Here is a 19,306-nt window from a genome sequence, read left to right on the forward strand (position 1 = left end):
CGGAGTTCACGGTGAAGATAGCCGAACGCTGGTTCGTGATGGCGGGCGTGGCCTTGCTGGGCGCCATCGCCGTGGCCGGGCTGGTGGTGGCGATCTACGCCGCCTGGGTCCTGCACGACATGCCGGATGCGTCGGAGCTGGCGGATTACCGCCCGGCGACGGCGACGCGCGTCTTCGCCGGCGACGGGACCCTGATCGGGGAATTCTCGGACCAGCGCCGCATCTACGTCACCTATGACCAGGTGCCGGAACAGGTAATTCACGCCTTCCTGGCGGCCGAGGACAGCCAGTTCTTCAAGCACGGCGGCATCGACGTGTCCGGCGTGGGCCGGGCCATGTTCAAGAACGTCTTCAACGTCCTGTCGGGACGGCGGCTGGAGGGCGGCTCGACCATCACCCAGCAGGTGGCGAAGAACGTCCTGTTGACCAACGAATCCAGCCTGAACCGCAAGCTTAAAGAGGCCATCCTCTCCACCCGCCTGGAAGCGACCCTGACGAAGGAACAGATTCTCGAGCTGTACCTGAACGAGATCTACCTGGGTTATCGTTCCTACGGCGTGGCTTCGGCGGCCTATAACTACTTCGGCAAGTCGCTGAACCAACTGACGCCGGACGAGGCCGCTTTCCTGGCCGCCTTGCCCAAGGGGCCGACCAACTATCATCCGAAGCGCCACCCCGAGGCGGCCAAGGGCCGTCGTGACTGGGTCCTGGGCGAGATGGCCGACAACAAGTGGCTGTCGCAGGAAGAGCTTCAGGCCGCCCTGGCGCGCCCGCTGACGACGCGCGCCGCGCCGCGCCGCGCCGAATACGCCGACGCCGACTTCTTCGTGGAGGAGGCCCGCCGTCGCGCCATCGCCCTGTTTGGCCAGGAAGAGGTCAACCGCGGCGGCTACTACATGCGCACGACCCTGGACCCCGCGCTTCAGACGGCGGCGCGCCAGGCCCTGATGAAGGGGCTGGAGAACTATGACCGCCGCCACGGCTGGCGCGGCGCCTGGGGCACGACCGATTTCGCACCGGGTTGGCAGGAAGCGGCCCTGAGGAGGGCGACCCCGCCGGAGCGTCGCACCTGGCAGGCGGCCGCCGTTGAGAGCGTCAGCGGCAATACGGTGCGGGTGCGCACGGCCAAGGACGACCGGACGGGGACCCTGCTGGCCTCCGACGCCGCCTGGGCCAACGCCAACCGGCCGCTGAAGCGCGGCGACCTTGTCTTCGTCGAGCCGCAGGGCGGGCAGTTCGCCCTGAAACAGGTTCCGGCGGTGAACGGCGCCCTGGTGGCCATCGAGCCGCAGTCGGGCCGTGTGCTGGCCATGGTGGGCGGCTATTCCTATGGCCTGTCCAGCTTCAACCGCGCGACCCAGGCGCGTCGTCAGCCGGGTTCGGCCTTTAAGCCCTTCGTCTATGCGGCGGCGCTGGAAGGCGACTTCAACCCGACCTCGATCGTGCTGGACGCGCCGATCAGCTTCCCGGGCGGACCGGGCGGACGGGCGTGGACGCCGCAGAACTACAGCCGCCAGTACTATGGGCCGCAGACCCTGAGGCGCGGTTTGGAGTTGTCGCGCAACGTCATGACCGTGCGGCTGGCCCAGGCCGTAGGCATGAAGAATGTGGTGGACTTGTCCAAGCGGATGGGCGTGGTGGACGACATGTCGCCGAACCTGGCCATGTCCCTGGGCTCGGGCGAGACGACGCCCTATCGTATCACCGCCGCCTACGCCGCCTTCGTCAACGGCGGGCGCAAGGTCGATCCCTATCTGATCGAGATGGTCCAGGACCGGAACGGCCAGACCATCCATCGGGCCGATCGTCGCCAGTGCCGTGAATGCGGTCGCGGTTTCAGCGGCCAGGAGTCGCCGCGTCTGCAGGACCGCGGAACCCAGGTCATCGATCCGATCACCGCCTATCAGATCAGCTCCATGCTGGAAGGCGTGATCCAGCGCGGCACCGGCGCCAGCGCGCGGGGTCTGGGCCGTTGGGTTGGCGGCAAGACCGGCACGACCAATGAATACCGCTCGGCCTGGTTCGTCGGCTTCTCCAGCGACATCGTGGTCGGCGTCTTCGTTGGCTTCGACGACAACCGCTCGCTGGGCGGCGGCGAGGCCGGGGCGGCGACCGCCGTGCCGATCTTCAGCGACTTCATGCAGGTGGCCCTGCGCGAACGTCCGGCCCGTCCCTTCGTCCGGCCCAAGAATGCGATCTTCCGCACGGTTAACGGGATCGAGGAAGCCTTCCGCCCCGGAACGGAGCGTCAGGTGCGCGAGGACGCGCCGCGTCCGACCCAGCCGGAAGGGCCCCAGAACTACTATGACGTGGTCCGTCGCGAGCAGGAGGCGGTCAAGGGGCCGGCCCCGTCCACGGCCGCGCCGCCGCCTGCTGCGCCGCCTCCGCCCAAGAAGGAGCCGGCTGAGGACTTGAGCGACCTGTATTGAGTCTCTAGTTAGGCCCATCGAACCGGCGCGCCTGTCCGCAGGCGCGCCGTTTTCTTCTTGCTTTCCCGATCGGTCCGCACGCGGTGCGGCCCTGCTTCTGGGAGGGCGTTGTTTCGCAGGAGTTTGCGATGAGACCGGATGTCGAGGCCATGAAGGCCGACATCGAGCAGAGCGTCGCTCTGCTCAGGAGGCGACTTTGACTGGGATGTCGCTTTAAGAAAGCTCGATGAGCTGAACGCGCGGGTCGAGGATCCGACCCTGTGGGACAACCCGGAACAGGCCCAGGCCGTCAGCCGCGACCGTTCGCGCCTGGAAGCTCAGGTCGGCGCCGTGAAGGCCATGGAGCGTGATCTCGAAGACGGGATCATGCTGGCTGAAATGGCCGACGAGGAAGGCGACGAGGCGACCCTGGAGGAAGCCCGCGAGCAGTTGAAGTCCATCAAGGACCGCGCCGCCCGCGCCGAGCTTGAAGCCCTGCTGTCCGGCGAGGCCGACGGCAACGACGCCTATCTGGAAGTGAACTCCGGCGCCGGCGGCACCGAGTCCAACGACTGGGCCGGCATGCTGTTGCGCATGTACACGCGCTGGGCCAAGGCGCACGGCTATGAGACCACGATTGAGGCCATGGAAGAGGGCGAGCAGGCGGGCGTGAAGTCGGCCACGGTCCTGATCACCGGCCCCAACGCCTATGGCTGGCTGAAGTCGGAATCGGGCGTGCACCGCCTGGTGCGCATCAGCCCCTATGACGCGGCGGCCAAGCGCCACACCAGCTTCGCCTCCATCGGGGTGTCGCCGGTCGTGGACGATACGATCGAGATCGACATCAATCCGTCCGACGTGCGGACCGACACCTATCGCGCATCGGGCGCTGGCGGTCAGCACATCAACAAGACCGACTCGGCCGTTCGTCTGACTCACGTTCCGACCAATACGGTCGTGGCTTGCCAGACGGGCCGTTCGCAGCACCAGAACCGCGAACAGGCGTGGAAGATGCTGCGCGCGCGCCTGTACGAACTGGAACTGCAGAAGCGAGAGGCTGCGGCCCAGGCCCTGGCCGACGCCAAGACCGACATCGGCTGGGGACACCAGATCCGCTCCTACGTCCTGCAGCCGTATCAGATGGTCAAGGATCTGCGCACCGAGGTCGAGACCTCGGATACGCAAGGGGTCCTGGACGGCGACCTGGACGCCTTCATGGGCGCCGCCCTGGCGGCCCGGGTCGGCGAAACCCGAGACGCCAAGAACTAAAAAAGGGCGGCCCGCCGGGGCCGCCCTTTCCAATTCCGGCTTGCGCGACGGCGCGTCAGGCGGCGGGCTTGGCCTCGGCCGGCTTGTCCGTCTTGGCTTCGGACTTCGCCGGGGCCGCGATGGCGGGCTTTTCCGGGGCTTCCAGCATGTTGGCGCCGGGCGTGTCGCGCTTGGCTTGGGTGCAGCGGCCCTGGAACCAGGCGCCCTGTTCGATCGACAACTGTTCCTGGGTGATGTCGCCCTCGACGCGCGAGGTGGCGAACAGCTTGACCTGTTTGGCGACGATGGCGCCCGAGACGCGGCCGCGCACCTCTAGGATGTCGGCGTGGACGGTGCCTTCGACCGCGCCGCCTTCGCCGATGACGACGCGGACGACGCGGATGTCGCCTTTCAGCGAGCCGTCGACCTGAAGCTCGCCGGCGCCGGAGATATTGCCTTCGTACTTCACCCCGGCCGACAGGGTCGACAGGCTGGACGAACGGGCGGCGGCCGGACGGGCCGGTTCGGGCGCCCGCGCGGCGGCGGGGGCCGGAGCCGGCGGCGCTGCCGGAGCCGGTTCCGGCGAGGGCGGAATGGCCAGACCGCCGGAGGCGTTGTTGTCGAAGGGTTTGCTCTTGTTGAACATCGATGCTCTCCGCGATCACGCCGTTTGGACGGCGCATGCCCTGTAATCAGCCCCTCATGGGATCAGTCCCCGGCGGCAGTTAGGGGCGGAGGAGGCGAAGAGGTCAAGCGAGGTGTTGCGAACCCCGCTCGACGATCAGAGGCTTTCGGCGGCCTGCAGCGCCTCTTCGGCGTGCCCCTTGACCTTGACGCTGCGCCAGGCGCGGCGAACCACGCCCGTCCCGTCGATCAGGAAGGTGGCGCGTTCGACGCCCATGTATTCGCGGCCATAGAGCTTCTTCAGAACCCAGACGCCCCAGGCCTCTGTCACGGCGCCCTCTTCATCGGAGCCCAGGATGACCTTGAGGTCGTACTTGGCCTTGAAACGGTCCAGCTTCTTCACCCCGTCGCGAGAAACGCCGATCACCACGGCGTTGGCGGCCGTGAAGCGGTCGGCCAGGGCGGAGAAATCCTGCCCCTCGGTCGTGCAGCCGGGCGTGTCGGCCTTGGGATAGAAATACAGGACGACCGTCTTGCCCTTCAGTCCGTCCAGGGTGATGCGGCCGCCGCCGTCGGTCGGCATGTCGAAGGCGGGGGCTTGGGCCCCCTCGGCGATATCCGTCATGTCACAGGTCCTTTCAGACGGGGCGCACCAACACCAGCTTCTTCTTGCCGGCGCCGAGCTTCAGCACGCCGTCGGCGTTGAGGTCGGCGTCTTCGATCAGGCGCGCGCCGTCGTTGATCACCGCATCGTTCAGGCGAAGGCCGCCGCCCTGGGCCAGGCGGCGCGCCTCGCCGTTGGAGGCGGACAGGCCGGCCTTGGTCGCCACGGCGGCGATCATGGCGCCGATCACCTCGTCACGCGGCAGTTCGACGGTGGGCAGGTCGGCGGAAAGCTGGCCCTTCTCGAAGGCGGCTTCTGCGGCGGCGCGGGCGGCCTGGGCGGCTTCGGCGCCGTGCAGCATGGCGGTCGCGGCGTCGGCCAGGGCCTTCTTGGCCTCATTGATCCCGGCGCCCTCCATAGCCTCGAACAGGGCGATCTGGTCCAGCGGCAGGTCGGTGAACAAGCGCATGAAGCGGCCGACGTCGGCGTCCTCGGCGTTGCGCCAGAACTGCCAGTAGTCATAGGGGCTGAGCTGTTCGGCGTTCAGCCAGACGGCTCCTTGCGCCGTCTTGCCCATCTTGCCGCCCGATGCCGTGGTCAGCAGCGGCGTGGTCAGGCCGAAGGCGGCTTTCTGGTCCACGCGGCGCACCAGGTCGACGCCCGAGGTGATGTTGCCCCACTGGTCCGAGCCGCCCATCTGCAGCGTCACGTTCAGCGCGCGGTTCAGTTCCAGGAAGTCCACCGACTGCATCAGCATGTAGTTGAACTCGAGGAAGGTCATCGGCTGCTCGCGCTCGAGACGCAGCTTGACCGAGTCGAAGCTCAGCATCCGGTTGACGGTGAAATGCGTGCCGAAGTCGCGCAGGAATTGGATGTAGCCGAACTGGGACAGCCAGGCGTCGTTATCGACCATGACGGCGTCGGACGGCCCGTCGCCGAAGGTCAGGAACTTCTCGAACACGGTCTTGATCGAGGCGATGTTGGCCTGGATCGTCTCGTCGGTCAGTTGCGGGCGCGAGGCGTCCTTGCCGGTTGGGTCGCCGACCTTGGTCGTGCCGCCGCCCATCAGGACGACGGGCTTGTGCCCGGCCTGCTGCAGGCGGCGCAGCATCATGATCTGGATCAGACTGCCGACGTGCAGGCTGGGGGCCGTGGCGTCGAAGCCGATGTAGGCCGTGACGATCCCGTTCGAGGCGGCGTCGTCCAGTTCCGCCGGGTGGGTCACCTGATGGATGTAGCCGCGCGATTGCAGGGTCTTGAGAAAGTCGGACTTGAAGGCTTGGTCGGTCATGGACGGCTCCGTAGCAGGGATGCCGGCGGCCGTCTTCCTTGTCGGAAGTCGCGCCGCCAGCGAAGGCGGCACGAGATCGCGGCCGCTCGCTAGCTCAGCGAACGGTAATACAGGCCGGAAATGGCGCGGGCGGCGATCATGGGCGCTAGCTACGGCGTGCGCGACGTGGCAGTCAAGCCGCCATGACGACCTCCTCCTCGACAAAGACCCTTCGCGTGCTCGGTTTCATGACCGGCACCTCGCTCGACGCCGTGGACATGGCGGTGATCGAAACCGACGGCGAGAACATCATCAGCTTCGGTCCCGCCGGCGAGATGAAACTGGACGCCGAGACGCGCGCCGTCGTCGAGGACGCCATCGAGGACGCCCTGGACTGGGAGCGCGACGAGGAAGAGCCTGAGAGTTTCGAGGACGCCAGGATGGCGGTGGCCGACGCTCATCTGGCGGCGGCGCTGGGTTTCATGGCCGTGAACGGGGTCAAGGCCGGCGAACTGGATCTGGTCGGCGTGCATGGCCAGACCGTGCTGCATGAGGCGCCGACGCCGGAATGGCCGGGCCGCACGGTGCAACTGATCGACGCCTTGAGCGTGGCCGAGGGGCTGGGCGTACGCACCGCCCATGATTTCCGCAGCGCCGACGTGGCGGCAGGCGGGCAGGGGGCGCCTTTGGCGCCGGTCTATCACGCCGCCCTGGTGAGGAAGGCGGGCCTGAGCGGGCCGGTCGCCGTTCTGAACCTGGGCGGGGTGGGAAATATCACCCTGATCCGCGCCGATGGCGGGCTGGAGGCTTTCGACACCGGCCCGGCCAACGGCATGGTCGATCTGCTGGTCCAGTCGCGCGGCAAGAAGCGGATGGACGAGGGCGGCAGGCTGGCGGCGGCGGGAACGGTCGATCAGGCCGTCTTGGCCGCCTATCTGGCTCATCCCTATTTCGCGGCGACGGGGCCGAAGTCGTTGGATCGGTTCGATTTCTCGCTGGAACCGGTGGCGAGTCTGTCGCTGGAGGACGCAGCCGCGACCCTGACGGCCTTTGCCGCCGAGGCCGTGGCCCTGGGCGTGGCGCGATGCTCCGAGAAGCCGACCAAGGTCGTGGCCTGCGGCGGCGGGCGGCACAACCCGTTCCTGTTGGCGGCGATCCGCGAGCGCACGGCCGTGCCGGTGACGACGGCCGAGGACGAGGGCTGGCGCGGCGATTCCATCGAGGCCGAGGCTTTCGCCTTCCTGGCGGCGCGCTGCCTGCTGGGCCTGCCGATCAGCTTCCCCGGCACGACCGGCGTGGCCGAGCCCATGACCGGCGGCCGGATCGTCGAGCCCGGGGCGGTCTAGATGGCGGCGTCATCGCGTTTCTGGGGCGTCGCCAGCGGCATGGCGGCGGGCGCCCTGTGGGGGCTGGTCTTCCTGGCGCCGAAGGTCGCGCCCGAGGCCTCGCCCATGATGCTGACGGCCGGGCGATACCTGGCCTATGGGCTGATCGCAGCCCTGTTGATCGCGCCGCGTTGGCGGCGGGTGGTTGCGGCCCTGGACTGGAAGGCCTGGCGGGCCTTGATCTGGCTGAGCCTGGCAGGGAACATCGTCTATTTCGTCTTCCTGGTGGTCGGCGTCCATTTCGCGGGCGTCGGGGCCTCGGCCCTGATCGTCGGCATGGTGCCGGTCGTGGTGGCCCTCTGGGGTTTGAAGGATAAGGATTCGCCGCCTCTGACGCGCGTGGCGCCGCCGATCGTGGTCGCGGCCCTGGCGGTCGGCCTGATCGGGTGGGAATCCCTGAGCCAGGGCTCCGGCGGCGAGCATGGCGGGGTACAGACCCTGATCGGCCTGGCGTGCGCCCTGGCGGCGCTGCTGTCCTGGTCGGCCTTCGCCGTTGGAAACAGTCGCTGGATGGTCCGTCTGCCGGCCGTCACGCCGCACGAATGGTCGCTGCTGACCGGCGTGGTCACGGGGGGATTGGCGCTGCTGCTGGCTGTGCCCGCGGTCCTGACCATGGGCCCGTCGTCGGGCGAAGCCTGGATGCGGTTGATCGGCGTCAGCCTGGGCGTCGCCGTCTTCGCCTCCATCATCGGCAACGCCTTCTGGAACCAGGCCAGCCGTCTGCTGCCGCTGACCATGCTGGGCCAGATGATCGTGTCCGAGACCCTGTTCGCCTTCCTCTACGGCTTCCTGTGGGAAGGGCGGGGGCCGACGGTGATCGAGGTGATCGCCATGATCCTGATGGTCGTCAGCGTGATCTGGTGCGTGCGGGCGCATCGCCCCGCCGCGCTGGCGGCGGCCGAAGGCGATCACTGAAGGCCTGCGACATCCTGGCGTCGAACATAGGCGTGGCCGGGGCGTTTCACCCGCAGCGGACCGGGCCCCTCTGGCGAGCGTGACGCCTCGCGATGTCGGACGCGACCTTCAACGGCGCGCGAGGCGGTCATGGAATGGCTTCTGCTGGACTGGATGGGCAAGCCCGCCTGGATGTGGGCGGGGTTTCTGGCGCTCGTGGTCGGCCTGCTGGCGCTGGACCTCGGTGTCTTCAACCGGCGTGATCATGAGATCGGGGTGCGGGAAAGCCTGGCGCTTTCAGCCTTCTATGTCGCCATCGCTCTGATCTTCGGGGCAGGCGTCTGGGCCTGGCTGGGGGCGGACAGCGCGATCGAATATCTGACCGCCTATGCGGTGGAGAAGAGCCTGGCGATGGACAATGTCTTCGTTATCGCCCTGATATTCGCCGCCTTCTCCATCCCGCGCCGCTATCAGCACAGGGTCCTGTTCTGGGGCGTCCTGGGCGTGATCGTGCTGAGGGCGGTCATGATCGGCGGCGGCGCGGCCCTGGTCGAGCGCTATGACTGGGTGCTCTATGTTTTCGCAGGTTTCCTGATCCTGACGGGGATCAGGATGTTCTTCGTCCGGGATGAGGAAACGGACATCGCCGACAATCGTCTGCTGCTGTGGTTGAGGCGACGGATGCGAGTCACGCCGGAACTGCACGGTCACGCCTTCGTGGTGAGGGCGGCGGGGAGGTCCGGACGTGTCCGGCTTCACGCCACGCCCCTGTTGCTGGCCCTGGTGGCGATCGAGTTCGCGGACGTGATCTTCGCCGTGGATTCCGTCCCGGCGGTCTTCGCCATCACGACGGACCCCTATGTCGTCTACACGTCCAACATCTTCGCCATATTGGGGCTCAGGGCCCTGTACTTCGCCCTGGCGGCGGTGATCCACCGCTTCGCCTATCTGAAGCAGGCCCTGGCGGTTCTGCTGGTCTTTATCGGGGGAAAGGTGTTCGCCGCGCCTCTGCTGGGGCTGGAGAAGATCCCGCCCGTCGTCTCCCTGACGGCGACGGCGGCGATCCTGGGGGCGGGAATCCTGTGGTCCTTGTGGCGGACGCGCGCGGAGGCCGGGCCTCCGCGCTGAGACGCGGATCAGGCCGGGTTTTCGGCCAGTCGCTTGTCCAGATAGGCGCCGACGCGACGCTCGACCGCGCCGATGTGGTCCTGCCAGAAGTGGCTCGCGCCTTCTTCCAGTTCGTAGTCGATGACGATGCCCTTCTGGGTGCGCAGCTTGTTGACCACGCGCTCGACCTCGACCGGCGGCACGACGGTGTCGGCCGTGCCGTGCAGGAACAGGCCCGAGGCCGGGCAGGGGGCCAGGAAGCTGAAGTCGTACATGTTCGAGGGCGGCGACACCGAGATGAAGCCGTCCGTTTCCGGCCGGCGCATCAGAAGCTGCATGCCGATGTAGGCGCCGAACTGATAGCCGGCGACCCAGGTCTGGGTGGCGGCGGGGTTGTTGGCCTGCAGCCAGTCCAGGGCCGTGGCCGCGTCGGCCAGTTCGCCGATGCCGCTGTCGAACTCGCCCTGGGACTTGCCGACGCCGCGCGAGTTGTAGCGCAGGGTGGCGAAGCCGCGCTGGACGAACAACTGGTGCAGCGTCACCGCCACCGGGTTGTTCATGTGCCCGCCCGCCTTGGGGTGAGGGTGCAGGATCAGGGCGATCGGCGCATTGGGGCGCTTGCCGGGCGAATAGCGGCCTTCGATGCGGCCCGAGGCGCCGGGAAGAATGACTTCAGGCATGGATCAGCGGAATCCTGTCTTCAACTGTCGTTTCGCGGTCGGACAATACTTGACCAATGCAGTAGGACTTTCTAAGTCGTCCCGGCGTGGCGCGCATTGTCGGCGAGGGCGCGGGTTCTACCACATGGCCCCCGAAAAGCGCGCAATTTTTGAGGGCATCCTATGCGTCTGTCGACAAAAGGACGATACGCCGTGATGGCGATGGCTGATCTGGCCCGCAACGGCGAGGATCGCGCGGTGTCCCTGGCCGAGATCGCGCTGCGTCAGGAAATCTCCCTGTCCTATCTCGAGCAGTTGTTCGCCCGTCTGCGCAAAAGCGGTCTGGTCAAGAGCGTGCGCGGCCCCGGGGGCGGCTATCGCCTGGCGCGCGGCGCGCATGAGACGGTCGTGGCTGAGATCGTCCTGGCGGTCGACGAGCCTATCCGCGCCACACGCTGCGTCGGCGCCGGCTCGCCTCGCGGCTGCATGATCAAGGGAGAGCGCTGCATCACGCACCATCTCTGGGAAGACCTGGGGCAGGAGATCCATCGCTATCTCGCCAGCGTCAGTCTGGAAGACGTGATCCACAACCGCACGGGTCAGGCGCGCATGGGGGCGACCTCGGCTGCCGCAGGTATGGAGGCGGCGGCGTGAGCGTCTATCTGGATTACAACGCCTCGGGCCTGGTTCGTCCGGAAGTTCAGGAAGTCATGGCCAAGGCCTTGGCGGATAACGGCAATCCGTCCGCCGTACACGCTGCTGGACGCCGCGCTCGCGCCCGTATCGAGACGGCGCGCGCCCAGGTGGCGGACCTGGTCGGCGCCGACCCGACAGCGATCGTCTTTTCCTCGGGCGGCACGGAATCCAACGCCCAGGCCGTTGTCAGCGCTCTGGCGGCCGGGTGCGAGCGGCTGATCGTCGGCGCGACCGAGCATCCTTGCGTGGCCGAGGCTGCGACGGCGTCGGGCGCGCCTGTAGAAGTTCTGCCGGTCGATGCGAACGGCGTGGTCGATCTGGCCTGGCTGACCGAGGCGCTGGCGCGCCCGGGCCGGGCCGTCGTGGCTATTCATCATGCCAATAATGAAAGCGGCGTGATCCAGCCGATCGCCGAGGCGGCGGCTCTGGTCCGCGCAGCGGGGGCTTGGCTGCACGTCGACGCCATCCAGTCGGCGGGTAAGATTCCGGTCGATATGCACGCGCTGGACGCGGACAGCCTGACCCTGTCGGCGCACAAGCTGGGCGGGCCGCAGGGCGTGGGCGCCCTGGTTCTTAAGGAAGGCGTCGCCGCCGTGCGCATCCTGCACGGCGCGGGACAGGAGCGCGGCCTGCGCGCCGGGACCGAGAACGTGCCGGGCATCGCCGGGTTTGGAGCCGCCGCCGATTGCGCCGCTCGCGATCTGGAGGCGGCCATGGCCCATGTCGCATGGCGCGACGCGGCGGCGGACAAGGTCCGGGCGGCGGGCGCGACCATCATCGGCGGCGATGTCGAACGCCTGCCCAACACCCTGTTCATGGCTGTCGAGGGCTGGGACAGCCCGCAGCAACTGATCACCCTGGATCTGGTCGGGGTCATGGTCTCGGCCGGCTCGGCCTGTTCGTCGGGCAAGGTCAAGCCGTCCAAGGCCATCAGCGCCATGGGGCTGGATCATCTGGCGACCGGGGGCGTGCGCGTCTCCGGCGGCTGGGGAACGACCGAGGACGACTGGAACCGGTTCGCCGAGGCCTGGGTCACGGCCTGGAACAAGCATAAGGCGCGCCTGTCAGAGCGCGTGAAGGAAGTCGCGTAAGTTATGGCTGCTGTTAAGGAAACTGTCGAAGCCGTCGCCGCGCTGGAGAAGTATGCGCACGGCTTTACCTCGGACATCGAGCAGGAGTTCGCGCCCAAGGGCCTGAACGCCGACATCGTCCGCTTCATCTCCGAGAAGAAGGGCGAGCCGGAATGGATGCTGGAATGGCGTCTGGCCGCCTATGAGCGTTGGCTGGCGATGGAGGAGCCGACCTGGGCGGCGGTGAAATACGAGCCCGTCGATTACCAGGACCTCTACTACTACGCCGCGCCGAAGCAGAAGGAGGGGCCGAAGTCGCTGGACGAGGTCGATCCCGAGATTCTGGAAGTCTACAAGAAGCTGGGCATCCCGCTGAAGGAACAGGAGGTCCTGGCCGGCGTGCAGGGCGCGCCCAAGGTGGCTGTGGACGCCGTCTTCGACAGCGTCAGCGTTGTGACCACCTTCAAGGAGGAACTGGCCAAGGTCGGTGTGATTTTCATGCCGATTTCCGAGGCCTTGCGCGAATATCCTGATCTGGTTCGGCAATATCTCGGCTCGGTTGTGCCAGTGTCTGACAACTATTTCGCGGCCCTGAACAGCGCGGTCTTTTCCGACGGATCCTTCGTCTATATCCCGCCGGGCGTGCGCTGCCCGATGGAGCTGTCGACCTATTTCCGCATCAACGCCAGTCAGACGGGCCAGTTCGAGCGCACCCTGATCATCGCCGACAAGGGCAGCTATGTTTCCTATCTGGAAGGCTGCACCGCGCCGATGCGCGATGAGAACCAGCTGCATGCGGCGGTCGTGGAGATTGTGGCCCTGGACGACGCCGAGGTGAAATACTCGACGGTCCAGAACTGGTATCCCGGCGACGCCGAGGGCAAGGGCGGCATCTACAACTTCGTCACCAAGCGGGCGGACTGCCGCGGCGACCGCTCGAAGGTGTCGTGGACCCAGGTCGAGACCGGCTCGGCCGTCACCTGGAAATACCCGTCCTGCATCCTGAAGGGCGAGGAAAGCTCGGGCGAGTTCTACTCCATCGCCATCACCAATGGGCATCAGCAGGCCGACACCGGCACCAAGATGATCCACCTAGGCAAGAACTCGAAGAGCCGGATCATCGCCAAGGCGGTGTCGGCGGGCAGGTCGGACTCGACCTATCGCGGCCTGGTCTCGGTGCACCCCAAGGCGACGGGCGTGCGCAACTTCACCCAGTGCGACAGCCTGCTGATCGGCAAGGAGTGCGGCTCGCACACCATCCCCTATATCGAGGCCCGCAACGGCTCGGCCCAGCTGGAGCACGAGGCGACGACGACCCGCCTGTCGGAAGACCAACTCTTCTACGCGCAGCAGCGCGGCCTGTCGGAGGAAGAGGCGGTCGCCCTGCTGGTCAACGGCTTCGTCCGCGACGTCCTGCAGGAACTGCCGATGGAATTCGCCGTCGAGGCGCAGAAGCTTGTGGCGATCAGCCTTGAGGGGAGCGTGGGGTGAGTGAGGCAAAGATCGAGTTGCTCATCGCTTCTCCGCCAGACCGCGACTTCCTGACTTGCGAGCTATCTGTCGGCAATGAAGTCATAGCTGAGGTTCGAATTGAGCCGCCAGGCCTCGCAGTTGAAATCTACCCCAAGTCAGGCAACCAAGCTTGGGACATCCCTTACGACGAACTGATGGATGCGCTCGTCAAAGCCAAGACGATCCTTTCGGAAGTCGATACCAGCGTGAAATACTGATGCTTAAGATCAACAACCTCCACGTCTCGGTCGCTGACAAGCCGATCCTCAAGGGCCTGACGCTCGAAGTGCCGGCGGGCGAAGTCCATGCCGTCATGGGGCCGAACGGGGCCGGCAAGTCGACGCTGGGTTACAGCCTGTCGGGTCGCCCCGGCTATGAGGTCACTGACGGTTCTGCATCGTGGAACGGTCAGGACTTGCTGGACCTGGACCCGGCCGAGCGCGCGGCGGCGGGCGTCTTCCTGTCCTTCCAGTATCCGATGGAGATCCCCGGCGTGCCGGCCATGACCTTCATCCGCACGGCGCTGAACGCCCAGAAGCGCGCCCGGGGCGAGGAAGAGGTCTCGGCCCCCGCCTTCCTGAAGCTGGTCAAGGCGGCGTCTCAGGCGCTGAAGATGGACTTCGATATGCTGAAGCGGCCGCTGAACGTTGGCTTCTCCGGCGGCGAGAAGAAGCGGATGGAGATTCTGCAGATGGCCCTGCTGGAGCCGTCGCTGCTGATCCTGGACGAGACGGATTCCGGTCTGGACATCGACGCCCTGCGCATCGTGTCGGAAGGCGTGAACGCCCTGCGATCGCCCGAGCGGTCCATGCTGGTCATCACCCACTATCAACGCCTGCTGGACTACATCAAACCGGACAAGGTGCACGTCCTGGCCGCCGGCCGCATCGTCGCCTCGGGCGGACCCGAACTGGCGTTGGAGCTGGAGGCGGAAGGGTACGACAAGTTCCTGCCGACCGCGGCATGAGCGCCCCGGTTCGTATTGATCTGAAGGCTGTCGAGACCATTCCGTCGCGGCGCACGGAAGCCTGGAAGTATTCCGACCTGCGTCGCTGGGTTCGTGATGAACCGCCACTGTCCCCGGCCTTGCCCGAAGGCGAGCCGAACGACGGGCCGTTCAAGGCGCTGACCACCAATGAGGTGCTGATCGCCAACGGTCGCCTGAATTGGTGGTCGGACGACGATCTGGAAGAAGGTATTGAGGTCGCGCATCACGCTGGCCCCGACGCGCCTCGGATGGCTGACGAGATGCCGATGGGCGCCCTGGCCGCCGCCAAGGCGCTGGAAGGCGTCTATATCATTTCCTTCAAGGCTGGCGCGCCACGCGCTCTTGCCCTGCGCCTGCTGAGCGACGCGGTTAAGACCGGTCACCATGCCCGTATCGGCGTGGTGGTCGAAGCCGGCGCCCACGCCACGCTTCTGGAAAGCCATGAAGGTTGGGGCGAGGCCTATCTGTCGAACACACTGATCGAATTCATCGTTGATGAAGGCGCGACGCTTGAACGTGTCATCCTGATCGAAGAGCCGCATGATGCCGTTTCGGTGACGTCTGCCGAGGTGCGTCTCTCGAAAAACGCCGCCTATCGTCAAACTATCGCAGCGACCGGCGCGCGGTTGCAGCGACTGGAAACCCGTATTGCTCATGCTGGAGAAGGCGCGACCGTTCGCATGGATGGTCTATACGTCCTGAAAGGCGACCGGCACGCTGATCTGACCAGCGTCGTTGATCATTTGGGACCGGACGGCCAGACGTCTCAGCTGATCAAGGGCGTCGTCCACGACACGGCGCGCGGCGTGTTCCAGGGCAAGATCATCGTCGAGCGCGGGGCCGACGGCACCGACGCCCGCATGGCCCACAACGCCCTGATCGCATCCGAGCGTGGCGAGATCGACGCCAAGCCCGAGCTGATCATCTATGCCGACGACGTGCAGTGCGCCCACGGCAATACGGTCGGCACGCTGGACGAAAGCGCGCTCTTCTACATGCAGCAACGCGGTATTCCGGCCGACGAGGCCCGCGCCCTGCTGGTCCAGGCCTTTCTGTTCGAGGTCGTCGACCGCATCGAGGACGAGGCGGCCAGGGAGGTGGTGAGCGCATGGCTGACGGCCAGACTCTGAAGGGCGTGTCTGTGAAGGCCTTTGATCCCTACGCCGTTCGGGTGCAGTTCCCGATCCTGTCGCGACAGGTGAACGGCAAGCCTCTGGTCTATCTGGACAACGCCGCCTCGGCGCAGAAGCCGCGCGCGGTGATCGACGCCCTGGTCGCGACGATGGAGGGCGGCTACGCCAACGTCCACCGCGGTCTGCACACCCTGTCGAACGAGGCCACCGAGGCCTATGAGGCTGCGCGAGAGATCGTCGCCCGTTTCCTGAACGCACCGTCGCCCGAGACCATCGTCTGGACCAAGGGCGGAACCGAGGCGATCAATCTGGTCGCCAACGGCGTCGGCCTGAGCATCGAACCGGGCGATGAGATCATCGTCACCGAGATGGAGCACCACTCCAACATCGTGCCCTGGCACCTGCTGCGCGAGCGCAGGGGCGCGGTGCTGAAATGGGCGCCGATCCGGGACGACGGCTCGCTGGACATGGAGGCCTTCGCCGCCCTGCTGGGGCCGAAGACGAAGCTGGTCGCCGTCACACACATGTCGAACGTCCTGGGGACCATCAATCCGGTCGCCGAGATCACGCGTCTGGCTCATGCCGCAGGCGCGCGGGTGCTGATCGACGGATGCCAGGGCGCGGTTCACGCGGCGCCGGATGTTCAGGCGATCGGCTGCGACTATTACGTCCTGACGGGGCACAAGCTGTTCGGGCCGACGGGCATCGGCGTCCTGTACGGCACGGCCGAGGCGCTGGAGGCCCTGCCGCCCTATCAAGGCGGCGGCGAGATGATCGAGACGGTCGAGAAGGAGAGTGTGACCTACGCCCGTCCGCCACACCGTTTCGAGGCAGGCACCCCGCCGATCCTGGAAGCCATCGGCCTGGGCGCGGCGCTGGAATGGCTGAGCCAGTATGATCCGGCGGCGGTTCAGGCGCATGAGCAGTCCCTGTATCGGCATGCCGTGGACCGTCTGCAGGGCCATGACTGGCTGCGCATCCTGGGCGAGGCCGAAGGGAAGGGCGCGCTGCTGACCTTCTCCGTCGAGGGCGCGCACGCCCATGACGTGGCCCAGATCATGGACCGATACGGCGTGGCCGTGCGGGCCGGTCTGCACTGCGCCGAACCCCTGGCGAAAAGACTGGGCGTGACTTCGAGCACGCGCGCCTCCTTCGCCCTATATAACACCATGGAGGATACAGACGCCTTCGTGGATGCGCTGATCAAGGCGCGGAACTTCTTCGTGTGACGAGTATGGACGACGCCAAGACCGAAACCGCGATCAGCGACAGCGACGCCTTCGCCGCCAGCTGGAACGAGCCGCAGAAGAGCGCCCTGTCGCAGGCCGAGCTGGACAGGCTGACGGACGACCTGATCGAGGCGCTGAAGACGGTGTACGACCCGGAAATCCCGGTCGACATCTATGAGTTGGGCCTGATCTACAAGGTGGACGTGTCCGACGATCGCGACGTCCTGGTCGAGATGACGCTGACGGCGCCGGGCTGTCCCGTGGCCGGCGAGATGCCGGGCTGGGTCGAGGCGGCGGTGATGAAGGTCGAGGGCGTGAAGTCCGCGCGGGCCAATCTGGTGTTCGACCCGCCGTGGGATTCCTCCAAGATGAGCGACGAGGCCAAGCTGGCCCTGAACATGTTCTGAGGAGGCGCCGATGACCGAGCTTCAGACCGCAACGACCCGACCGCGCCGCCCCCGGCCCAAGGCCGTGACTCTGACGGACGCCGCCGCCGCGCGCGTGCGCGAGATCATGGACAACGCCGAGAAGGACTATGTCGGCCTGCGTGTCGGGGTGAAGAACGGCGGTTGCGCCGGTCAGGAATACACCTTCGCCTATGCCGAAGAGGTTCAGCCGCTGGACGAGGTGGTCGAGGACAAGGGCGTCGTCATTCTGATCGAACCCAAGGCGGTCCTGTTCCTGATCGGAACCGAGATCGACTATGAGACCACGAAGCTGGCGTCCAAGTTCGTGTTCCGCAATCCGAACGAGACGGACGCCTGCGGTTGCGGCGAGAGCGTCACCATCATTCCCGCCGCTTCGCGAGACGACTGACATGATCCGACTGGAGGGGGTGACGCGCCGTTACCGCAGCGCGGCGGGCGAGCGCACGGCGCTGGACGCCGTCGATCTGCATGTCGCGCGCGGCGAGGTGTTCGGCGTGGTCGGGCGTTCCGGCGCGGGCAAGTCAACCCTGATCCGGGCCATCAACCGGCTGGAGACGCCCGACGCGGGCAAGGTCTTCGTGGGCGGACAAGAGATCACGGCCCTGAATCCCGCCGAACTGCGCGCCGCGCGCCGCCGGATCGGCATGATTTTCCAGCACTTCAATCTGCTGAACGCCAAGACCATCGAGGACAATGTCGCCTTCCCCCTGCGGCTGGAGGGGCGGCCTGAGGCCGAGGTGAAGGCGCGGGTGAAGGAACTGCTGGCCCAACTGGGCCTGGCGGAACACGCGAAGAAACACCCGGCCCAGCTGTCGGGCGGCCAGAAGCAGCGCGTCGGCATCGCCCGCGCCCTGGCTTGCGGCCCCAGCGTCCTGCTGTGCGACGAGGCGACCAGCGCCCTGGATCCGGAGACGACCGAAGACATCCTGACCCTGCTGGACGGGCTGAACCGCGACCTCGGCCTGACCATTGTCCTGATCACCCACCAAATGGAGGTGGTGCGCCGCGTCTGCGACCGGGTGGCGGTTCTGAAGGACGGAAAGATCGTGGAGGAGGGGGCGACGGCCGACGTCTTCCTGCACCCGCAGCACGCCGTGACCCGCGCCATGCTGGCCGAGGGCGAGGAGGCGGTCGACGCCTCGGTCGCGCCTGTTGGAGCGCGGATGGTCCGCCTGACCTTCCGTGGTCCCTCGACCTATGAGCCGGAACTGAGCCGCGTCGCGCGGGTGGTCGGCGTCGACTATTCGATCCTGTCGGGACGAATTAGCCGCATCCGGGGCGAGCCCTACGGCCAGATGACGGTGGCCTTTACCGGCGGCGACGCCGAGGCGGCTCTGGCGCAACTGACGGCGCGCGGCGTCGCGGTGGAGGCGGTCTGATGTTCGCCAATGTAGATTGGGCCGATATCGGCAAGGCGACGATCGACACCCTGTTGATGCTGGGCGGGTCGTTGGTGCTGACGGTGATCCTGGGCGTGCCCTTGGGCGTGCTGCTCTACCTGTCGGGCAAGGGGCGGCTGGCGGCCAATCCGGTGCTGAACGCCCTGCTGTCGCTGATCGTCAACGTGTTGCGCTCGGTGCCCTTCATCATCCTGCTGATCGTCATGCTGCCGGTGACGGTGCTGCTGGTCGGCACCTCGCTGGGCGTGGCCGGAGCCATTCCGCCGTTGGTCGTGGGGGCTGCGCCCTTCTATGCGCGACTGGTCGAGACGGCTCTGCGCGAGGTGGACAAGGGCGTGGTCGAGGCGACCCAGGCCATGGGCGGCTCGACCTTCCAGATCGTGACGCGGGCCCTGCTGCCCGAGGCCCTCCCGGGGATCATCGCCGGCGCGACCGTCACCGCCATCGCCCTGATCAGCTATACCGCCATGGCGGGCGTGGTGGGGGCGGGCGGTCTGGGCGACCTGGCTATCCGCTTCGGCTATCAGCGCTTCCAGACCGACGTCATGGCCGTGACCGTAGTTCTGCTGCTGATCCTCGTACAAATTCTGCAGATGATCGGCGACCGTCTGGTCGCTAAGGTCTCGCACCGCTGATTTTTCGAAAGCCTGC

Annotated in this window: 20 protein-coding genes; 16 read left to right on the top strand and 4 right to left on the bottom strand. The window is 66.7% G+C overall.

Annotated features, from left to right (window positions below; translation table 11 throughout):
- Positions 1 to 38 precede the first annotated feature (38 nt).
- The gene (locus ABIE19_RS06955) at positions 39 to 2,429 is read left to right on the top strand and encodes a penicillin-binding protein 1A (RefSeq protein ID WP_354088601.1); all 2,391 of its coding nucleotides are present in this window, start codon (positions 39 to 41) and stop codon (positions 2,427 to 2,429) included.
- Positions 2,430 to 2,557: 128 nt separating this feature from the next.
- Positions 2,558 to 3,677 (top strand): peptide chain release factor 2 gene (gene prfB / locus ABIE19_RS06960; RefSeq protein WP_354088393.1). Its coding sequence is split into 2 segments (ribosomal slippage): positions 2,558 to 2,626 and positions 2,628 to 3,677, totalling 1,119 coding nucleotides; the frame shifts between segments, so codons are not numbered across the junction.
- Positions 3,678 to 3,732: 55 nt separating this feature from the next.
- Here prfB and ABIE19_RS06965 read toward each other — a convergent pair.
- The 3 genes from ABIE19_RS06965 to tyrS all read right to left on the bottom strand — a co-directional run bounded on the left by ABIE19_RS06965 (position 3,733) and on the right by tyrS (position 6,175).
- The gene (locus ABIE19_RS06965; protein ID WP_354088394.1) at positions 3,733 to 4,302 is read right to left on the bottom strand and encodes a bactofilin family protein; all 570 of its coding nucleotides are present in this window, start codon (positions 4,300 to 4,302) and stop codon (positions 3,733 to 3,735) included.
- A 135-nt stretch (positions 4,303 to 4,437) separates the two neighbouring features.
- Positions 4,438 to 4,905: a peroxiredoxin gene (locus ABIE19_RS06970; protein ID WP_354088395.1), complete on the bottom strand. Its 468-nt coding sequence runs from the start codon at positions 4,903 to 4,905 to the stop codon at positions 4,438 to 4,440.
- A 13-nt stretch (positions 4,906 to 4,918) separates the two neighbouring features.
- A complete protein-coding gene (tyrS, locus tag ABIE19_RS06975; RefSeq protein WP_354088396.1) occupies positions 4,919 to 6,175 on the bottom strand; it encodes a tyrosine--tRNA ligase in 1,257 nt (418 codons plus the stop codon).
- A 182-nt stretch (positions 6,176 to 6,357) separates the two neighbouring features.
- Between tyrS and ABIE19_RS06980 the strand changes: the two genes are divergently transcribed.
- From ABIE19_RS06980 to ABIE19_RS06990, 3 genes are all read left to right on the top strand, one after another.
- A complete protein-coding gene (locus ABIE19_RS06980) occupies positions 6,358 to 7,500 on the top strand; it encodes an anhydro-N-acetylmuramic acid kinase (protein ID WP_354088397.1) in 1,143 nt (380 codons plus the stop codon).
- The gene (locus ABIE19_RS06985) at positions 7,501 to 8,454 is read left to right on the top strand and encodes a DMT family transporter (protein WP_354088398.1); all 954 of its coding nucleotides are present in this window, start codon (positions 7,501 to 7,503) and stop codon (positions 8,452 to 8,454) included.
- Between the two features lie 129 nt (positions 8,455 to 8,583).
- A complete protein-coding gene (locus ABIE19_RS06990; RefSeq protein WP_354088399.1) occupies positions 8,584 to 9,561 on the top strand; it encodes a TerC family protein in 978 nt (325 codons plus the stop codon).
- An 8-nt stretch (positions 9,562 to 9,569) separates the two neighbouring features.
- Here ABIE19_RS06990 and ABIE19_RS06995 read toward each other — a convergent pair whose 3' ends face one another.
- The gene (locus tag ABIE19_RS06995) at positions 9,570 to 10,220 is read right to left on the bottom strand and encodes an alpha/beta hydrolase (RefSeq protein WP_331033667.1); all 651 of its coding nucleotides are present in this window, start codon (positions 10,218 to 10,220) and stop codon (positions 9,570 to 9,572) included.
- Positions 10,221 to 10,382: 162 nt separating this feature from the next.
- Between ABIE19_RS06995 and ABIE19_RS07000 the strand changes: the two genes are divergently transcribed.
- From ABIE19_RS07000 to ABIE19_RS07050, 11 genes are all read left to right on the top strand, one after another.
- On the top strand, positions 10,383 to 10,853 hold the full coding sequence (locus ABIE19_RS07000) for an Rrf2 family transcriptional regulator (RefSeq protein ID WP_354088400.1): 471 nt from the start codon (positions 10,383 to 10,385) through the stop codon (positions 10,851 to 10,853).
- Complete coding sequence (locus ABIE19_RS07005) at positions 10,850 to 11,986, top strand: cysteine desulfurase family protein (RefSeq protein ID WP_354088401.1); 1,137 nt, start codon at positions 10,850 to 10,852, stop codon at positions 11,984 to 11,986. The genes ABIE19_RS07000 and ABIE19_RS07005 overlap by 4 nt, the downstream gene beginning before the upstream one ends.
- 3 nt (positions 11,987 to 11,989) lie before the next feature.
- Positions 11,990 to 13,456, top strand: a complete 1,467-nt coding sequence (gene sufB / locus ABIE19_RS07010) for a Fe-S cluster assembly protein SufB (RefSeq protein WP_354088402.1) — start codon at positions 11,990 to 11,992, stop codon at positions 13,454 to 13,456.
- Positions 13,453 to 13,695, top strand: coding sequence for a hypothetical protein (locus ABIE19_RS07015; RefSeq protein ID WP_354088403.1), 243 nt, complete (start codon positions 13,453 to 13,455; stop codon positions 13,693 to 13,695). The genes sufB and ABIE19_RS07015 overlap by 4 nt, the downstream gene beginning before the upstream one ends.
- Positions 13,695 to 14,444: a Fe-S cluster assembly ATPase SufC gene (gene sufC, locus ABIE19_RS07020; protein ID WP_354088404.1), complete on the top strand. Its 750-nt coding sequence runs from the start codon at positions 13,695 to 13,697 to the stop codon at positions 14,442 to 14,444. Before ABIE19_RS07015 ends, sufC begins: the two co-directional genes overlap by 1 nt.
- Positions 14,445 to 14,563: 119 nt before the next feature.
- Positions 14,564 to 15,595, top strand: coding sequence for a Fe-S cluster assembly protein SufD (gene sufD / locus ABIE19_RS07025; protein ID WP_354088405.1), 1,032 nt, complete (start codon positions 14,564 to 14,566; stop codon positions 15,593 to 15,595).
- The gene (locus tag ABIE19_RS07030) at positions 15,574 to 16,827 is read left to right on the top strand and encodes an aminotransferase class V-fold PLP-dependent enzyme (protein WP_354088406.1); all 1,254 of its coding nucleotides are present in this window, start codon (positions 15,574 to 15,576) and stop codon (positions 16,825 to 16,827) included. The genes sufD and ABIE19_RS07030 overlap by 22 nt, the downstream gene beginning before the upstream one ends.
- Before the next feature lie 5 nt (positions 16,828 to 16,832).
- A complete protein-coding gene (locus ABIE19_RS07035) occupies positions 16,833 to 17,234 on the top strand; it encodes an SUF system Fe-S cluster assembly protein (RefSeq protein WP_354088407.1) in 402 nt (133 codons plus the stop codon).
- Positions 17,235 to 17,244: 10 nt separating this feature from the next.
- Entirely contained in the window at positions 17,245 to 17,643 is a 399-nt protein-coding gene (locus tag ABIE19_RS07040; RefSeq protein WP_354088408.1) for a HesB/IscA family protein, read from the top strand.
- A gap of 1 nt (position 17,644) precedes the next feature.
- Entirely contained in the window at positions 17,645 to 18,634 is a 990-nt protein-coding gene (locus ABIE19_RS07045; protein WP_354088409.1) for a methionine ABC transporter ATP-binding protein, read from the top strand.
- Positions 18,634 to 19,290: a methionine ABC transporter permease gene (locus ABIE19_RS07050; RefSeq protein ID WP_354088410.1), complete on the top strand. Its 657-nt coding sequence runs from the start codon at positions 18,634 to 18,636 to the stop codon at positions 19,288 to 19,290. The genes ABIE19_RS07045 and ABIE19_RS07050 overlap by 1 nt, the downstream gene beginning before the upstream one ends.
- The last annotated feature ends 16 nt before the right edge of the window (positions 19,291 to 19,306 follow it).

This window comes from Brevundimonas faecalis, from assembly GCF_040549405.1.
Taxonomy (GTDB): domain Bacteria; phylum Pseudomonadota; class Alphaproteobacteria; order Caulobacterales; family Caulobacteraceae; genus Brevundimonas; species Brevundimonas faecalis.

Coding starts and splice junctions, on each gene's coding strand:
- ABIE19_RS06955 (WP_354088601.1), top strand. CDS start 39: ATGGCGGGCGTGGCCTTGCTGGGCGCCATCGCCGTGGCCGGGCTGGTG.
- ABIE19_RS06965 (WP_354088394.1), bottom strand. CDS start 4,302: ATGTTCAACAAGAGCAAACCCTTCGACAACAACGCCTCCGGCGGTCTG.
- ABIE19_RS06970 (WP_354088395.1), bottom strand. CDS start 4,905: ATGACGGATATCGCCGAGGGGGCCCAAGCCCCCGCCTTCGACATGCCG.
- tyrS (WP_354088396.1), bottom strand. CDS start 6,175: ATGACCGACCAAGCCTTCAAGTCCGACTTTCTCAAGACCCTGCAATCG.
- ABIE19_RS06980 (WP_354088397.1), top strand. CDS start 6,358: ATGACGACCTCCTCCTCGACAAAGACCCTTCGCGTGCTCGGTTTCATG.
- ABIE19_RS06985 (WP_354088398.1), top strand. CDS start 7,501: ATGGCGGCGTCATCGCGTTTCTGGGGCGTCGCCAGCGGCATGGCGGCG.
- ABIE19_RS06990 (WP_354088399.1), top strand. CDS start 8,584: ATGGAATGGCTTCTGCTGGACTGGATGGGCAAGCCCGCCTGGATGTGG.
- ABIE19_RS06995 (WP_331033667.1), bottom strand. CDS start 10,220: ATGCCTGAAGTCATTCTTCCCGGCGCCTCGGGCCGCATCGAAGGCCGC.
- ABIE19_RS07000 (WP_354088400.1), top strand. CDS start 10,383: ATGCGTCTGTCGACAAAAGGACGATACGCCGTGATGGCGATGGCTGAT.
- sufB (WP_354088402.1), top strand. CDS start 11,990: ATGGCTGCTGTTAAGGAAACTGTCGAAGCCGTCGCCGCGCTGGAGAAG.
- sufC (WP_354088404.1), top strand. CDS start 13,695: ATGCTTAAGATCAACAACCTCCACGTCTCGGTCGCTGACAAGCCGATC.
- ABIE19_RS07030 (WP_354088406.1), top strand. CDS start 15,574: ATGGCTGACGGCCAGACTCTGAAGGGCGTGTCTGTGAAGGCCTTTGAT.
- ABIE19_RS07035 (WP_354088407.1), top strand. CDS start 16,833: ATGGACGACGCCAAGACCGAAACCGCGATCAGCGACAGCGACGCCTTC.
- ABIE19_RS07040 (WP_354088408.1), top strand. CDS start 17,245: ATGACCGAGCTTCAGACCGCAACGACCCGACCGCGCCGCCCCCGGCCC.
- ABIE19_RS07045 (WP_354088409.1), top strand. CDS start 17,645: ATGATCCGACTGGAGGGGGTGACGCGCCGTTACCGCAGCGCGGCGGGC.
- ABIE19_RS07050 (WP_354088410.1), top strand. CDS start 18,634: ATGTTCGCCAATGTAGATTGGGCCGATATCGGCAAGGCGACGATCGAC.